A 15147-nucleotide genomic window follows, 5' to 3' on the forward strand; every position below is an offset into this window, starting at 1 on the left:
TAAAAAATTGAAGCACAAAAATAAGAAATCAAACCATTAGATTACTTTTGTAGCAAATTATAGCTGTTTTTATGAGTGAAAATTTTACAATGGTAGCTAAAACCTTATTTGGTTTTGAAAGTATACTAGCTAAAGAACTTAGAGCGTTAGGTGCTATGGAAGTAAAAGAAGGCGTAAGGAGCGTTTCTTTTAAAGGAGATAATGGGTTTATGTATAAAGCAAGCCTTTCTTTACGTACCGCCATAAGAATTTTAAAACCAATAAGGCGATTTCGTGTTCAATCTGAAAATGATCTCTATAAACAATTACAATTTATTAAGTGGGAAAAATATTTTTCGCACTCAGATACATTTGCAATTAATGCAGTCACAAATTCAGAACAATTTACACATTCGCACTATGCTGCTTTAAAGTCTAAAGATGCTATTGCTGACTATTTTAGGAATAAATTTGGAAAAAGACCTAATGTAGATATAAAACACCCTACGGTGCAAATAAATATTCATATACAACGTGATCAATGCACGGTTTCACTAGATAGTTCGGGAGATTCATTACATAAACGTGGTTATAGAAGTGCAACAAATATTGCACCTATAAATGAAGTCTTAGCAGCTGGTTTAGTGTTACTATCTGGATATGATGGCACACAGCATTTTATAGACCCTATGTGTGGAAGTGGTACAATCTTAATTGAAGCCGCCATGATTGCTCACAATATACCTGCAAATATTAACAGGCGAGAATTTGGCTTTGAACGCTGGAGAGATTTTGATGAAGATTTATTTGAGGTGATAAAAAACTCTCTATTAAAGAGAATACGGTCTGGTGATAGAAAAATAATAGGTTATGATAAAGCACCTTCTGCTGTTAAAAAGGCCTATGGAAATATAAAAAATGCAAACCTTGAAGAATTTATCACGCTCGATCATGAGAACTTTTTTAATACTGAGAAGATGGTGGATGGAAAGACCATTGTACTATTTAACCCTCCCTATGGAGAACGTATAGAAATTGATGTTCCAATATTCTATAAAGAAATTGGTAATACGTTGAAGCATGGTTATTCTGATACAGATGCCTGGTTGATCACTTCCGATTTTGAGAATGGTTTAAAAAATGTAGGTTTACGCACTTCTAAAAAAATTAAGCTTTTTAATGGAAAATTAGAATGTAGGTTTGTTAAATACGAAATGTATAAAGGCAGTAAAAAAGCAAAGTACAATCACTAAATGAAACCTCACTTTCTATTTTAAATGATTAAGATGATTGGGCAGTTATTAGCAATTGTTGATAAACTATGTTTATAAGTTCAAATACCAAGAGTATTTAAAATATTAATTATGAGGATTTTGCATCAAATAAGGTTTAAAAAAAGCAGAACAAACTTCAAGTTTTAAAACAATTTAATATTGTTGATAAATCATTTGGTAAGCACTTTACTCGTACTATTTCATTCTACTATTTTAGTGTTTAGAAAATTTTTAAAGGGCGATCCTACTATTTGGGCAGGAGTATATAGTGTTTCGTTTGAATTTTAGTTACAATTAGTCTAATTGCTAATAAAAAGATTTAAGTGAATTCTAGAAGAAGTTTTTTAAAATCGTCTGCGTTTGCCGGTATAGCCATAATTGCGGCTCCGAATCTGGCATTTACAAATACAACAGAAAGTTTTTCATTTACAGAGCATGATTTAATAGGTAGGGGGAAACCTCAGCTTTATGGTAAAGGGTATCGTTTACTAAAGAGGGCATATCAAGCTTTCTTAGAAATGAATCGCCAGGCAGAGAAAGATGGTTTCACCATTCGTGTGGTGTCTAGCTACCGGAGTTTTAATCATCAGAACTTAATTTGGACACGTAAGTACAAGCGGTATCGCTCAAGAAAATTAACGCCAAAAGAAGCTGTTTATAGCAATATTCGATACACTGCAATTCCTGGTAGTTCCCGTCACCATTGGGGAACAGAAATCGATGTTGTAAATGGTAGAATCAAAACGTCACGTTATCCGTTAAGCACTAAGAATTTTCATGGGTATGGCATCTATAAAACGTTTAGGGAATGGATGGATGCGAATGCTCATAAATATGGGTTTTATCAAGTATACACCAATGACCATACGCGTAGAGGATTTAAATATGAACCTTGGCACTATAGTTTTGCAGAAATAGGTAAGCCTATGCTCAAAGAATATAGAGAACGTGATGTGCAAGAACTTTTAAAGAAACAAGAACTTTTAGGTCGTCAACATTTCACAGAGACCTTTATTGAAAAATACACCAGAGACAATATTATGGGTATTAATAAAAACCTATTATTCTAAAAAAGGGAATCTAACTCAAATTAGGTGAGAAAGCCCGGAAATAAGCTTATTAATTTAAGTTATCCGGGCTTTTTTGTTCTTACATCCTTAAATTCTACGAATAAATAGGGAAAACACGCTGCGAAAACAGGAAAAATCCTCTTGAATTAAGTAATCGTTATCGGTAATTTTATTGAGTGAACATTAAGTAAAACTTTAAAATTACCCTCATGAGAATGATTAAACTTATTCTTTTTATAACGTTGCTATATGCTTGCACTTCCTGTTATTCAGTGAAATTCCATGTTGAGAATGGTACACCAGAACCAGAAGATAATGAGCATAATGATGGTTATAGAAATTTAAAACTTCATGTACTTGATACAACCGTTACCAGGGGATTTGCAATAGGAGAACATCCTATAAACATAAAAAAATGCTCTCCTTGGGGTTTACATACCGTTGAGTATAAAAACACCTTTGGAGGAAGCTTATTATCGCTTATAACTCTTGGACGCAAAAAAGTTGTGAGAATTAAATATGTATGTACAAAACCGAATAGTATATAGCCATGGCGACTACAGAAAAAAAAGAACGTGTTAGGTGGGATACCATGCATAGAAATGGGGTTCAGCATAAAGATGGGCCATTTAAGCTAAAATTTTTCCTCACTACTAAATTAAAGAGCTTTAATAATACGTTTGATAACTACAATGATACGGCTAAAGAAATTCAAAGGTTATTGAAAGAGGCTGATAACTTAGGGCATCGGTTTAGATCTATAGGATCAAAGTGGTCTTTATCTAATATTGCACATTGTAAAGATGAAATGCATTTCACAAAAAATATGAACCTATGGTTTACCACAACTGATAACGATATACGTTCAGATTCACCATATAAAAGTGAAAATATCTTTTTATTTCAATGTGGAAATGAGGTAAAAGAGATTTCCAATAAATTAGAAAGTAGAGGGAAGTCGCTGAAGAGCTCTGGGGCTAGTAATGGACAAACAATTGCTGGATGTATTTCAACAGGCGTACATGGTTCTGCAATTGATGTAGGTTCTGTTCAAGATTATGTTGTTGGGCTAAACTTAATACTAGGCCCAAACCCAGATGATATTATTTATGTGGAGCGAGCATCCAAGCCTGTTCTTAAAGATGAGTACATTGCTAAATTCAATGCCAAAATAGTGCGCGATGATGATCTTTTTAATGCTGCATTAGTAGGCTTAGGAGCCATGGGATTCATTCATGGAATTGTTATTGAAGCCGAAGATTTATTTTTATTGCAACGATTTATTATAAAAATACCTAAACAAGAGGCACTAAACCTAGCAACAACAATGAACTTTAACAGTTTTGATCCTCAATCACATACAGCTGCAGACATTTCACTCGATATGGATTTAAAAGGGCTAAGGCCTTATCATTATAAAATTTATATTAATCAATACAATGACAGTGATAATTACCCTGTAGAACTCATTTATAAGAGAGCTTATATAGATGATTATAAAATAAAGTTCGAAGATCCAATTCCATTTATGTCGAAGTTTGTGTATCGTGATTTAATTCATTTGTTTATGCAATTTGCACGAAAAGTGCCAGATTCAATACCACTTCTAATCAATTTACTCAAAAATTCTATTTTACCGGAAGAAAACAAAGTTGTAGTAGGAAAGCTATCAGAAATATTTTGGGATGCAGGATATAAAGGAAAAGCCTTTGCATGCTCCTTCGGTGTTGACTTTAAAGACTCTGCGAAAACCTTAGAAATATTATCTAAAGTTACAATAGATGAAGGACCTATACCAGGTATTTTTGCAATGCGATTCATACCAAAATCTGAGGCTTTACTTTCTTTTGCTAAGTTTGATATGACCTGCATGATAGAAATTGATGGAATACAATGGGAAAAATCAAATCAGTTAATAAGTATTGACGAGTACTCAGAAAGAATGATAAAAGCGCTGCAGGCAGCTGGAATTTCATTTACAATTCATTGGGGTAAAAATGCTAAATGGGATTTCCCTGGTTTAATCAGTAGCATGTTTCCTGTGAAAGTAAATCAATGGAAATCAATACGAACATCACTACTAAGCGTAAAAATGAAAAATCTTTTTTCTAATAAATTTTTAGATACTATTAATCTTTCTTGAGATAAGATGAAAAGTAACAATAAAAAAAGCTCCAAACCTGGAGCTTTTTTTCTGTAGCGAGGAGCAGATTTGAACTGCCGACCTCAGGGTTATGAATCCTGCGCTCTAACCAACTGAGCTACCTCGCCTTTTTGCGGTTGCAAATATAAAAACAAATTTATTCGCGGCAAGTATACTATTTAAATTTTTACAAAAAGTTTTTTTTAAAACAAATAATATATATATTGGCATACAATCCAAACAATACATTAAATGTCAGATAAAGTAAAATTCGACTTAGAATTCCCTATACATTCTTCACCAAGTTTTTTATATCAATACTTGTCTACACCAGATGGACTGGGTGAGTGGTTTGCAGATAATGTTAATTCACGTAGCGATGTATTTACTTTTATTTGGGATGATTCTGAAGAACAAGCTAAAAGAATATCTTACAAAGCAAACGAACGTATACGGTTCAAATGGTTAGAAGAAGATGAAGACACATATTTTGAATTTAGAATACAGGTTGATGATATTACAAAAGATGTTTCACTAATTGTTACTGCTTTTTCTGATGAAGATGAAGTTGAAGAGTCTAAAATGTTTTGGGAAAATCAAATAGATGAGTTAAAGCACACAATTGGTGCTTAAAAACATCATGAAGTTTAATAAATGGCCTTGAAATTTTCAAGGCTTTTTTTATGTAGCTTTGCAAACTAAAATTTCTGTATGATTAATTATAACGGAAAAATAATACCCAAAGTCAGCGCTTCAATTTCAATAGATAATCGTGCCTTTAAGTATGGCGATGGAGTCTTTGAAACCATAAAGGTAAAAAACAGAAAAGTTCATTTTACCGAAGATCATTATTTTAGATTAATGGCATCTACGCGCATGTTGCGTATGCATATGGCAATGGAATTTACCTTAGAGTTTTTTGAAGAAGAAATTCTAAAACTAATTACTGTGCTTAATTTAGATAATGCTCGGGTTCGTTTTAAGGTATTTAGAAAAGAAGGCGGTTTATACAGCCCTTCTACAAATCAAACAGATTTTTTAATTGAAGCTGATGAATTAAAAGAGCTTATTAAAAGTGAATATGAGGTAGAATTATTTAAAGATCATTATATATATTCTGGGCTTTTATCAACTATTAAATCGAATAATAAGCTTATTAACGTAATAGCTAGTGTATTCATGACTGAAAACAATTATGACAACTGTTTACTTTTAAATGAAAAGAAACAGCTTGTTGAAGCTACTAACGGCAATTTATTTTTAGTTAAAGGTACTAGCATTTTAACACCCGCCTTAACGGAAGGCTGTATAAAAGGTGTGATCCGTAAAAAATTACTGGAGATATTGAATAAAGATTCGGAATTCACCGTTAAAGAAACCGAGATTTCACCTTTTGAACTTCAAAAATGTGATGAGGTCTTTATTACGAATGCTATAATAGGTATTCAACCAATAACCAAGTACAGGCGTAAAACCTACACAACAGAAATTTCGGAAAAGTTGAAGAAAAAATTAAGTGCTTTAGCACTTCTAACTTAATTTAAAGAAGGATTTTCTGGAGCATTTGCCCATAGTTGGTATTCGCCACCAAATTTCATTAGTTCGTCTTTCCAGAAAGATTTATGATGAATCCCAAAGATATTTTTATGCTTATTTTCAATGACTTTCCACGAGGTGGTTTCTAGTTCGTCAGCCAGTTGTTCTTTGCTCCAACCTGAATAGCCTAAAAAGAAACGAATATCTTGAGAAGATAATGTATTATTGTCTAGTAATTGCTGAACAGTATCGAAGTTACCACCCCAAAAAATACCATCAGCTATTTCAACACTATCGGGTATTAATTCTGGTATGCGATGTACGAAATAGAGATTTTCTTTTGAGACGGGTCCTCCATTGTAAATTCTAAGGTCTGAATCTATTTCGGGAATAAGATCATTAATGGTATAAATAGAAGGTTTATTCATAATAAAACCAACGGCTCCTTCATCGTTATGCTCAGAAAGAAGTATGATCGATCTATTGAAAGATGAATCATTCCAGATAGAAGGGTCAGCTACTAATAATTTTCCTTTTGTCGGTTCTAATGATAGCATAACTAATTTACATTCATCTAATATAGTAAATTTTACAACATAAAAAAACCCTCATAAATATGAGGGTTTTTATAATGAAAATCGATTCTTAGTTAACAGAATTCTTTAATTCAGCACCTGGCTTAAACTTCACTACATTTTTAGCAGCAATCTTAATTGATTTACCAGTTTGTGGGTTTCTTCCTTCTCTTGCAGCTCTTTTAGAAACTGACCAAGAACCAAAACCTACTAAAGATACTCTTCCACCTTTTTTAAGTGTGTTTTCAACATTTCCCATCATACTATCTAAAGCTTTCTTAGCAGAAGCTTTTGAGATACCTGCATCAGCAGCCATTGATTCTATTAATTCTGATTTGTTCATAATTAAAAAATTAAATTGGTTAAAAATTACTCTTTGCTTTCTTTGAAGCTCGACAAATATAGATTTTATAGGGGTTTACGCAAGATTTACCCTTAAAAACTAACACTTTTGTTAATAAATTACATTGAATTGTTAATAACAGCTGCTAAAAGGATGTGAAATCATCGCTAATGCCTATAAATAAAGGCTTACAGCACTTTTACAGTATCGCCAAATGAGAAACCATTTAAAAAATCTAATATCTTCATTTTTCTTTTACCCGAGAGCTGTATTTCATTTAAAAGTATATAACCTTTTTTAACGGCAATTTTCATTTCTTTTTTGGTATGTAATACAGTACCAACGGCATGCTTGTGTTTTTCTTTTTGAGCAGATGCTTTGTAAACTTTAAGCTCGAACTCATCATTGTCACTTCTAATAACCGTCCAAGCAGCTGGGTAAGGGCTCAGACCTCTTATATGATTGTGAATTTTCTTACGTGATTTTGACCAATCGATTCTACAGGTTTCTTTAAATATTTTTGGAGCAGCTTTTAATTCTTTATCGGGTTGCTTTTTAGTTTTAACTGTGGCTTCCTCAATCTCTTTTACTGTTTTCACAACAAGTTTACTACCAACTTCCATCAAGTTATCATGTAAATCACCAGCAGTATCCTCTTTCTTGATTTTCACTTCTTTTTGCAAAATAATTGCCCCGGTATCAACCTTTTCATCAATAAAAAAAGTGGTAACGCCGGTTTTCTTTTCGCCATTGATAATAGCCCAGTTAATTGGAGCCGCGCCACGGTATTCTGGTAATAAAGAAGCATGTAAATTAAATGTACCAAACTTAGGCAATTGCCATACCACTTTTGGCAACATTCTAAACGCAACCACTATTTGCAGGTTTGGTTTAAGTGCGTGTAGTTCACTTAGAAATTCCTCATTTTTAAGATTCGTAGGTTGCAGTACTTTTAAATTATGAGCAATAGCGAATTTTTTTACTGCAGATTGATTTAGCTTACGACCTCTACCAGCAGGCTTATCAGGAGCTGTGATTACACCAACAACGTTAAAATTATTTTCTATAAGTACTTTTAAAGTACCTACAGCAAAATCTGGAGTACCCATAAAAACAATTCGTAGATCACGCATGTTTATTTAAGTTGAAATTTATTCTGCGAAGTTATAGCAATTTTATTCTTTTCCAATAATAATTGCAGGGCTGTTAGTACAGTTTTTTTATCAATTCCTGTCAGTTTTACAAGCGCTCTTGAGGTTAAGGGTTTTGTAACTAATAACTTTAAGATCTCTTCAGAAACAGCACTTGTGTTATAATTATTTGATTTTTGATTTTTAGAGATACAGATGTCGCAAGAGCCACAATCTTTTACCTTGGTTTCTCCAAAATATTCAAGCAATAATCTACTTCTGCATATTTTTTCGTTTTTTACATAGGCAAGTACAGCTTCTCGTTTTTCCCGCCTAATTTTATTGCGCTGTTCTACGTTTGCAGAAATACGATTAATAGTATAAGCGTCTTCTCTCGGAACTAAAAAAGATATTGAATGATTTGTTAAAACAGGTTTATAATCAATAATCTTATCATTATGCAGTTGAAAGAGTAACTGCATAACTAAATTTTTGTCTAATTGTATTTTTTTTGCAAGTATAAACTCATCAATTTTAATATATTGCTCAAATAAACCGCCATAAGTTCTCAACAACATTTTTGTTAGTAAATCAAGCTGCCTATTATTCTTAATATACTGAAAAAAGTAATGCTGACCTACAATGAACTTTAATGATGATTTTTTATTAAGATTATTATTCAATTCAATAACACCTTCTTTTTCTAGAATAGAAATAGCATTATATGTTTTTAAATGAGGCAATGTGTATGTACTACAAAACTGAGCAAGATTAAACGGCAAAGGTTCTAAAGATTTTTCACCTAAGGCAATGTTATAATATTGATTGAGCTTATTATATACTTCTTTTAAAAAATGTAGTGATATAAGAGCTTTATTAAAATGAGTATCAAATTCTGCCAATGAAGCCTCATTATAGAGTAGGTAGGCTTCAGATCTTGCACCATTTCTTCCAGCTCTTCCAGATTCTTGCATATAATTTTCTATGCTAAATGGCAGGTTAGAATGAATGATAGCTGAAACATTTTCTTTATCGATACCCATTCCGAAAGCATTGGTAGCTACCATAATTGGTGTTTTTTCTGATAACCAATCCTTATAAGCTTCTTGTTTTTCATCAATGGTTAAACCACCATGATAAAAGCTAGAATGATAATTATTATGATTTAGATAAGAACTTATAGTTTTTGTAGCTTTTCTGCTTGTGGTATAGACGATGGACGGGGCATCGTTAGATACGATTTCTTTTATCGTTAATCGAATATTATTTGTGCGAATTACTTTATAGTGAAGCTCTGTTCGTTTTAAGGAAGTTCTAAAATGAATGCTATCTTTTAATTGAAGATTAGCAATAATATCTTTAATAACTTTTACGGTTGCAGAGGCTGTTAATGCTATAACGGTAGCATTTGGATGTATCTCGGTGAGCGCGTGAACTTTTCGGTAAGAAGGTCGAAAATCATGCCCCCATTCTGAAATACAATGTGCTTCATCTATGGCGATAATATTTACATGAAGCTGTTTTAATTTTTCTTGAATAAATTCTGATTGCAGACGCTCAGGTGAAAGATACAAGAACTTATAACCCCCGTAGCGAAGATTATCAAAAAGGTCTACAATTTCACCATGCCTTAAAGCAGAAGATAACATCGCGGCTTTTATTCCTCGCTTTTTTAAGCTATCAACTTGGTCTTGCATTAATGCAATCAACGGAGAAATAACCACACACACGCCTTCTAAAAGTAACGCCGGTACTTGGAAACAAATAGATTTACCCGCGCCAGTCGGTAATAATGCAAAAACGTTGTTTTTGCTTATGACAGCGTCTATAATTGCTCCTTGCGGTTCTCTAAAAGAATTATAATTCCAATATTTTTTGAGTACCTCTTTGGGGCTAGTCATTATACCGCATTAATTGTTTCTAAAATAAAATGTATTCGTTCATCAATTGTGCCTAACGGAATTTCGATTACTTTATAACCCAGTTCTTCATAGGCATTTTTAAGGTGATTATAAATTGCAAGTGATTGTTCGAAACTCTCATAGCGTTCAGAATCGGTAATGTATATTTTCTCCCAAGGTGGCATTAGTAGAATATAATCATATCTACATTCTTTACTTTTTTCTAAGTAGGTGTCAGGATATTCGGTACCTAAATAATTCATATAAGCATGAACATCGGGCACCCCTCTATCAAAAAAAATAAGTGGCTGTTTAAGTTTATCAGCATCCAGAAACTGTTTCTCTCTTCCTTCAAGTAATAGTTTGCTAAATAGTAAAGGGTCTTTTAAAAATAATTGTTCTACGCCTTCTTCTTGAGCTTTTTTAGTTACCTGTCTCGAAATTTCTTCCATACACAAATAGCCTCTATCTATTAACTCATTGATTACAGTAGTTTTACCAGTGCTGGGTCCTCCGGTAATGACAATTTTTTTCTGCATACTATTGTTTAAGTTTCTGTTAAAACAAAGAAAAGAAAATATTTAGTTTACACGAATAATATCGGTATTTTTGTCAGCAATTTGAAAGTATTTCAACAATTGGTATTGTATTTGAACAAACAAGCTTAAACTAAGAAATGAATAAAGAAGACGAATTTTACAAGAAATTAAAGTTGAGTTTAGAAGAAACAACTAAGTTTCCAACCAAGTACATGTATAAGTTCATTATACCGTCTAGTAAGGAAAAACTGACGGAAATTGAAGACATTTTTAATTACACAGGTGCCGTAATTCAAACGAAACCTTCAAAAACCGGAAAATATAATAGTATTACTGTAATGGTTGATATGAAAAATGCAGATGAAATCATTGCAAAATATAAAGAAGTTTCTAGTGTTGAAGGCGTTATTTCTTTGTGATTTATTTAACAAGAAAAGTTAAAATAATCAGATATTTTTGTGCGTTCTAAAACCAATTCTTATTAAAATCTAAATTACATTTAGCAACTTTAAATAATGACATTGAACAAGTTCTTATTAGTAGTAATTTCCTTTTTTGTTTTTTCACTTCATGCTCAAGATAAAAAGGATGTTTTATTTACGGTTGATAAACAACCTGTCTATTCTAATGAATTTTTAAGGGTCTTCAATAAAAATAGAGATATTGTTGAAGAAGAAAATCGCAAATCTATTGAAGAGTATTTAGACCTTTATATAAATTATAAGCTCAAACTTAAGCAAGCATATGCATTGGGTTTAGATACCGTTGCAACCTATAAAAGAGAATTGGAAAAATACCGTGAGCAATTGATCCAACCTTATTTGAAAGATTCTAAGGTAACGAAAGCATTAGTAAAAGAGGCACATGATAGAATGCTTCAAGAAGTAAATGCTAGTCATATTTTAATACGTCTCAACCCAAAGGCTCTACCAGCTGATACGTTGAAAGCATATAATAGGATAATTGAAGCCAGAAATAAGATTTTAGCAGGAGCATCATTTAAAGATATTGCAAAAGAGTACTCTGAAGACCCATCAGCTCAAAAGAATGGAGGTGATCTAGGCTATTTTTCCGCATTTGGAATGGTGTATCCTTTTGAAAGTGCAGCTTATACTAGTGAAATTGGTGAGGTATCAATGCCATTTAAAACTGCTTTTGGGTATCATATTGTTAAAGTAAATGATAAACGTTCTGCTAAAGGAGAGGTTGAAGTAGCACATATTATGATTAAGAATAATCCTAAAGATACTGCGCATGCGAAGAAGCAGATCAATGATATATATGCAAAGCTGCAACAAGGGGATAAGTTTATTTTTCTAGCACAACAGTTTTCAGATGATAAAGCTAGTGCACCCAAAGGAGGAAGATTACAAAAATTTGCCTCGAATAAAATGATACCTTCATTTTCAGAAGTAGCATTTTCATTGAAGAATGAAAACGATATTTCAAAACCGTTTCAAACTCCTTACGGATGGCATATTGCAAAATTGATTAAAAAGTATCCAATTAAGAGTTTTGAGGAATTAGAAAATGAACTTACTCGTAGAATTGAAAAGAGTGAACGTGCAGTCATTATAGGAAATTCTGTAGCAAACCGCTTAAAAAAGCAGTACAAAATAGACTACAATATTCCGTTTAAAACTGCATTTTTAAATAAGAATACAGCGTATTTGACTAAAAATAAAGAAGAAACCTTATTCTCAATTAATGCAAAGAATGTTAAAGTTTCAGAATTACTAAAATACAATAAGTTACGTCGCAACAAGTCATTAGAAGACACTTACTCTGACTTTCTAAATGAAGAACTTATTAACTACTATAAAGATAATCTTGAGCATACAAATGAACGTTTTAAAAATACGATTCAGGAGTATAAAGATGGATTATTGCTCTTCGATCTCCTACAGGAAAAAGTCTGGAAACGGGCTGAAGTAGATACTATTGGGCTCCAAAAGTTTTTTAGCGAAAATCGGAAGAACTATGTACATAGCAAAAGAGGAGATCTCGTTATTGCTACCTGTACCAAAAAGGATAAAGCTAGCTTGGTGAAGAAATACTTCGAAGAGGGTAAAACTATTGATGAAATCAAGTCTTTGGTAAATGAAAGCCCAACAATACATGTGTTGTTTTCACAGGGAATTGTAGATGCAAAGAATAAAAAACTACCAAATAATTTTGAGCTCAAAAAAGGCGTTTCTAAAATCTATCAAGACGACGATGATCACTTTATTATTGTTAAGGTTAATAAGGTCTTAGAACCCGTGAACAAGGAATTAAATGAGACAAAAGGAATTGTAATCAATGATTTTCAAGAATATATTGAAAAACAATGGGTAACAGAATTAAGAAATAAATATGCGGTTAAAGTGAATAAGCGCACTTTAAAAAAACTCATAAAACAGTATCCTAATAAATGAAAAATAAAACTTTAATAATAAGTTTTTTGATTTTACTTTTATCACTTTCTTGTGCAAAGAAAGATGATAAAGAAGGAAGTGTTGCTAGAGTTTATGATATGTATCTCTATCATAATGATATTGAAAATATCTTACCAGAAGATTATGCAAAGACAGACAGTATTTTGCTAGCCAAAAACTTCATCAATAATTGGGCGAAGCAAAAATTGTTGTTAAAGAAAGCTGAAATTAATGTTAATGGTGATTTTAAAGAAATCAATGAGTTGGTCAATCAATACCGACAAGATTTAATCATTAGCAAATATAAAGAGGCTGTTATAGCTCAATATTTAGATACCTTGGCTACTACAGAAGATATTTCTAAATTCTATGATGAAAATAAAGAGATATTTAAACTCAATGAAGAGTTAACCAAATTAAAATATATACATTTTAGTAACCAAGGATTAGACCCCGATGATTTTGAAAATTTATTTAGATCCTCAAAAAAGGAAGATCTCGATAGTTTAAAATCAAAAGAATTACAGCTAATTTCGTATAACCTTAATGATTCGATATGGATTCGCGTTGATGATATTATGAAAGAACTTAAACCTTTCGATGCGGATGATAAAGAACGAATTTTAAAAAAGACACCATTTTTTGAGAAAAAAGATTCATTAGGATTATATTTGGTCGCGGTAAAAGATGTATTAAAAAGAGGACAAACGGCACCTATGAGTTATGTGCTGCCAACTGTTAAACAAATGATTTTACACAAGCGAAAGCTTGAATTATTAAAAAAAATAGAAGAAACACTTATAGAAGATGCAATTACAAATAAAGAATTTGAGATTTATGAAGACTAGTAAAAGAATAGTGTTATTACTAATGTTGATTCCGGTATTAACTTTTGCTCAGAATACCAATACACAAGATGTAGCTAAAAAGTCAGAAAAAATAAAACTTGACGGAGTTGCTGCAGTTATAGGAAAAAATATAGTACTTGATTCTGAAATTGAGGCCTATAAAAAACAACTATTAGAACAGAGCGAAGGAAAAGCTGAAGTAACCAGTTGTGAAATGCTTGAGCAAATTATGGACAGAAAGTTATTAGCTCATCATGCCGTTATTGATAGTATTGTAGCAACAGATGCAGAAGTAAACACTAGAGTAGAGCGTAAGATTGCCTACTTTATGCAACAGCTAGGGTCAGAAGAAAGAACCTATAAATATTATGGTTTTGATAGTATGGCCGATCTTCGAAAAGAGTTCGTAGAAATTGAAAAGGAGGCAGTACTCATCGAAAAAATGCAACAAACGCTAACAGAAAAAGTAGATGTTACTCCTGAAGAAGTAAGAAGCTATTATAAAAGTTTAGAAGAAAAAAATAACTTACCAGATTTTGGAGCTGAAGTAGAATTGGCTCAGATCGTTTTATATGCAGAACCGACTGAAGATGAAACAGAGCGCGTGATAGATCAACTAAAAAAGATTAAAAGTGATGTAGAAGGCGGAGATAGTTTTGTGATGAAAGCGGTGTTGTACTCAGAAGACCCCGGAGTTACCGAAAATAAAGGAGCCTATACATTAACAAGAGAAAGCTCATTTGTAAAAGAATTTAAAGAAGCTGCATTTAGTCTTGATGAAGGAGAGATATCAGAGCCATTTAAATCAGATTTTGGATACCATATCTTAAAAGTTGAAAAGATTAAAGGGAAGCAACGCGATACAAGGCATTTATTAATGCAACCAAAAATAAGTGATAGCGAATTACAAAGAGTAAAGGATACATTGGTTAAACTGAGAAAGGATGTTTTAACCTTTAAAATTACTTTTGAAGATGCCGTAAAAAAATACTCAGAAGATAAAGATACCAAGAGTAATAAGGGATTATTAGTGAATCCACAAACGAGTGACACAAAATTTGACCTTACGCGAATGGATCCTGCATTATATGCAAGAATAAGTACCTTAAAAGAAGGTGAAATAAGTGAAGTGTTTTATGATGAAACACGCGAGGGAGAGAAAATGTATAAGATTATTTTAGTAAAGAAAAAAACACCTGCGCATAAAGCAAACCTCTCTGGTGATTATGTGAAGATTCAAGATCTTGCTCTATTAAAAAAGAAGGAAGAGACGATAGATAAATGGGCAAAAGAAAAACTAGGAGATACTTATATTAAGATCAATAATGAGTTTAAAGAATGTAGTTTTAAAAACAACTGGTCTAAAACGAATCCTTAATTATTAAACTCTTA

The 15147-nt window shown here is 32.2% G+C and carries 15 protein-coding genes and 1 tRNA gene; 10 read left to right on the top strand and 6 right to left on the bottom strand.

Annotated elements, in window-relative coordinates:
• The first annotated feature begins 71 nt into the window (after positions 1–71).
• From AC1EUU_RS02640 to AC1EUU_RS02655, 4 genes are all read left to right on the top strand, one after another.
• Positions 72–1232 (top strand): THUMP domain-containing class I SAM-dependent RNA methyltransferase, encoded by a 1161-nt coding sequence (locus AC1EUU_RS02640; RefSeq protein ID WP_480199827.1) that lies wholly within the window; start codon positions 72–74, stop codon positions 1230–1232.
• 344 nt (positions 1233–1576) lie between these two features.
• Complete coding sequence (locus AC1EUU_RS02645; RefSeq protein WP_480199828.1) at positions 1577–2323, top strand: M15 family metallopeptidase; 747 nt, start codon at positions 1577–1579, stop codon at positions 2321–2323.
• Positions 2324–2532: 209 nt separating this feature from the next.
• Positions 2533–2871, top strand: coding sequence for a hypothetical protein (locus AC1EUU_RS02650; RefSeq protein WP_480199829.1), 339 nt, complete (start codon positions 2533–2535; stop codon positions 2869–2871).
• Between the two features lie 2 nt (positions 2872–2873).
• Entirely contained in the window at positions 2874–4466 is a 1593-nt protein-coding gene (locus AC1EUU_RS02655; protein ID WP_480199830.1) for an FAD-binding protein, read from the top strand.
• Between the two features lie 54 nt (positions 4467–4520).
• Here AC1EUU_RS02655 and AC1EUU_RS02660 read toward each other — a convergent pair.
• Positions 4521–4594, bottom strand: a tRNA-Met gene (locus tag AC1EUU_RS02660).
• Between the two features lie 124 nt (positions 4595–4718).
• On the opposite strand from AC1EUU_RS02660, the gene AC1EUU_RS02665 reads away from it, so the two are divergent.
• Both AC1EUU_RS02665 and AC1EUU_RS02670 read left to right on the top strand, forming a co-directional pair.
• Positions 4719–5099, top strand: a complete 381-nt coding sequence (locus tag AC1EUU_RS02665) for an START-like domain-containing protein (RefSeq protein ID WP_480199831.1) — start codon at positions 4719–4721, stop codon at positions 5097–5099.
• A 78-nt stretch (positions 5100–5177) separates the two neighbouring features.
• The gene (locus AC1EUU_RS02670) at positions 5178–6005 is read left to right on the top strand and encodes an aminotransferase class IV (RefSeq protein ID WP_480199832.1); all 828 of its coding nucleotides are present in this window, start codon (positions 5178–5180) and stop codon (positions 6003–6005) included.
• Here AC1EUU_RS02670 and AC1EUU_RS02675 read toward each other — a convergent pair.
• The 5 genes from AC1EUU_RS02675 to AC1EUU_RS02695 form a co-directional block, all read right to left on the bottom strand.
• A complete protein-coding gene (locus AC1EUU_RS02675) occupies positions 6002–6559 on the bottom strand; it encodes a YqgE/AlgH family protein (RefSeq protein ID WP_480199833.1) in 558 nt (185 codons plus the stop codon). The genes AC1EUU_RS02670 and AC1EUU_RS02675 overlap by 4 nt on opposite strands.
• Before the next feature lie 88 nt (positions 6560–6647).
• The gene (locus AC1EUU_RS02680; RefSeq protein WP_480200755.1) at positions 6648–6947 is read right to left on the bottom strand and encodes an HU family DNA-binding protein; all 300 of its coding nucleotides are present in this window, start codon (positions 6945–6947) and stop codon (positions 6648–6650) included.
• 161 nt (positions 6948–7108) lie between these two features.
• Positions 7109–8053: a methionyl-tRNA formyltransferase gene (fmt, locus tag AC1EUU_RS02685; RefSeq protein WP_480199834.1), complete on the bottom strand. Its 945-nt coding sequence runs from the start codon at positions 8051–8053 to the stop codon at positions 7109–7111.
• A 2-nt stretch (positions 8054–8055) separates the two neighbouring features.
• Positions 8056–9951, bottom strand: coding sequence for a RecQ family ATP-dependent DNA helicase (locus tag AC1EUU_RS02690; RefSeq protein WP_480199835.1), 1896 nt, complete (start codon positions 9949–9951; stop codon positions 8056–8058).
• Positions 9951–10490, bottom strand: a complete 540-nt coding sequence (locus AC1EUU_RS02695; protein WP_480199836.1) for an AAA family ATPase — start codon at positions 10488–10490, stop codon at positions 9951–9953. Before AC1EUU_RS02695 ends, AC1EUU_RS02690 begins: the two co-directional genes overlap by 1 nt.
• A 137-nt stretch (positions 10491–10627) precedes the next feature.
• Between AC1EUU_RS02695 and AC1EUU_RS02700 the strand changes: the two genes are divergently transcribed.
• The 4 genes from AC1EUU_RS02700 (at position 10628) to AC1EUU_RS02715 (ending at position 15133) form a co-directional block, all read left to right on the top strand.
• A complete protein-coding gene (locus AC1EUU_RS02700; protein ID WP_480199837.1) occupies positions 10628–10909 on the top strand; it encodes a DUF493 family protein in 282 nt (93 codons plus the stop codon).
• A gap of 96 nt (positions 10910–11005) precedes the next feature.
• The gene (locus tag AC1EUU_RS02705; RefSeq protein ID WP_480199838.1) at positions 11006–12907 is read left to right on the top strand and encodes a peptidylprolyl isomerase; all 1902 of its coding nucleotides are present in this window, start codon (positions 11006–11008) and stop codon (positions 12905–12907) included.
• On the top strand, positions 12904–13755 hold the full coding sequence (locus AC1EUU_RS02710) for a hypothetical protein (protein WP_480199839.1): 852 nt from the start codon (positions 12904–12906) through the stop codon (positions 13753–13755). Before AC1EUU_RS02705 ends, AC1EUU_RS02710 begins: the two co-directional genes overlap by 4 nt.
• A complete protein-coding gene (locus AC1EUU_RS02715; RefSeq protein ID WP_480199840.1) occupies positions 13745–15133 on the top strand; it encodes a peptidylprolyl isomerase in 1389 nt (462 codons plus the stop codon). Before AC1EUU_RS02710 ends, AC1EUU_RS02715 begins: the two co-directional genes overlap by 11 nt.
• The last annotated feature ends 14 nt before the right edge of the window (positions 15134–15147 follow it).

It is taken from the genome of Maritimimonas sp. 2205BS37-2 (assembly GCF_056591755.1).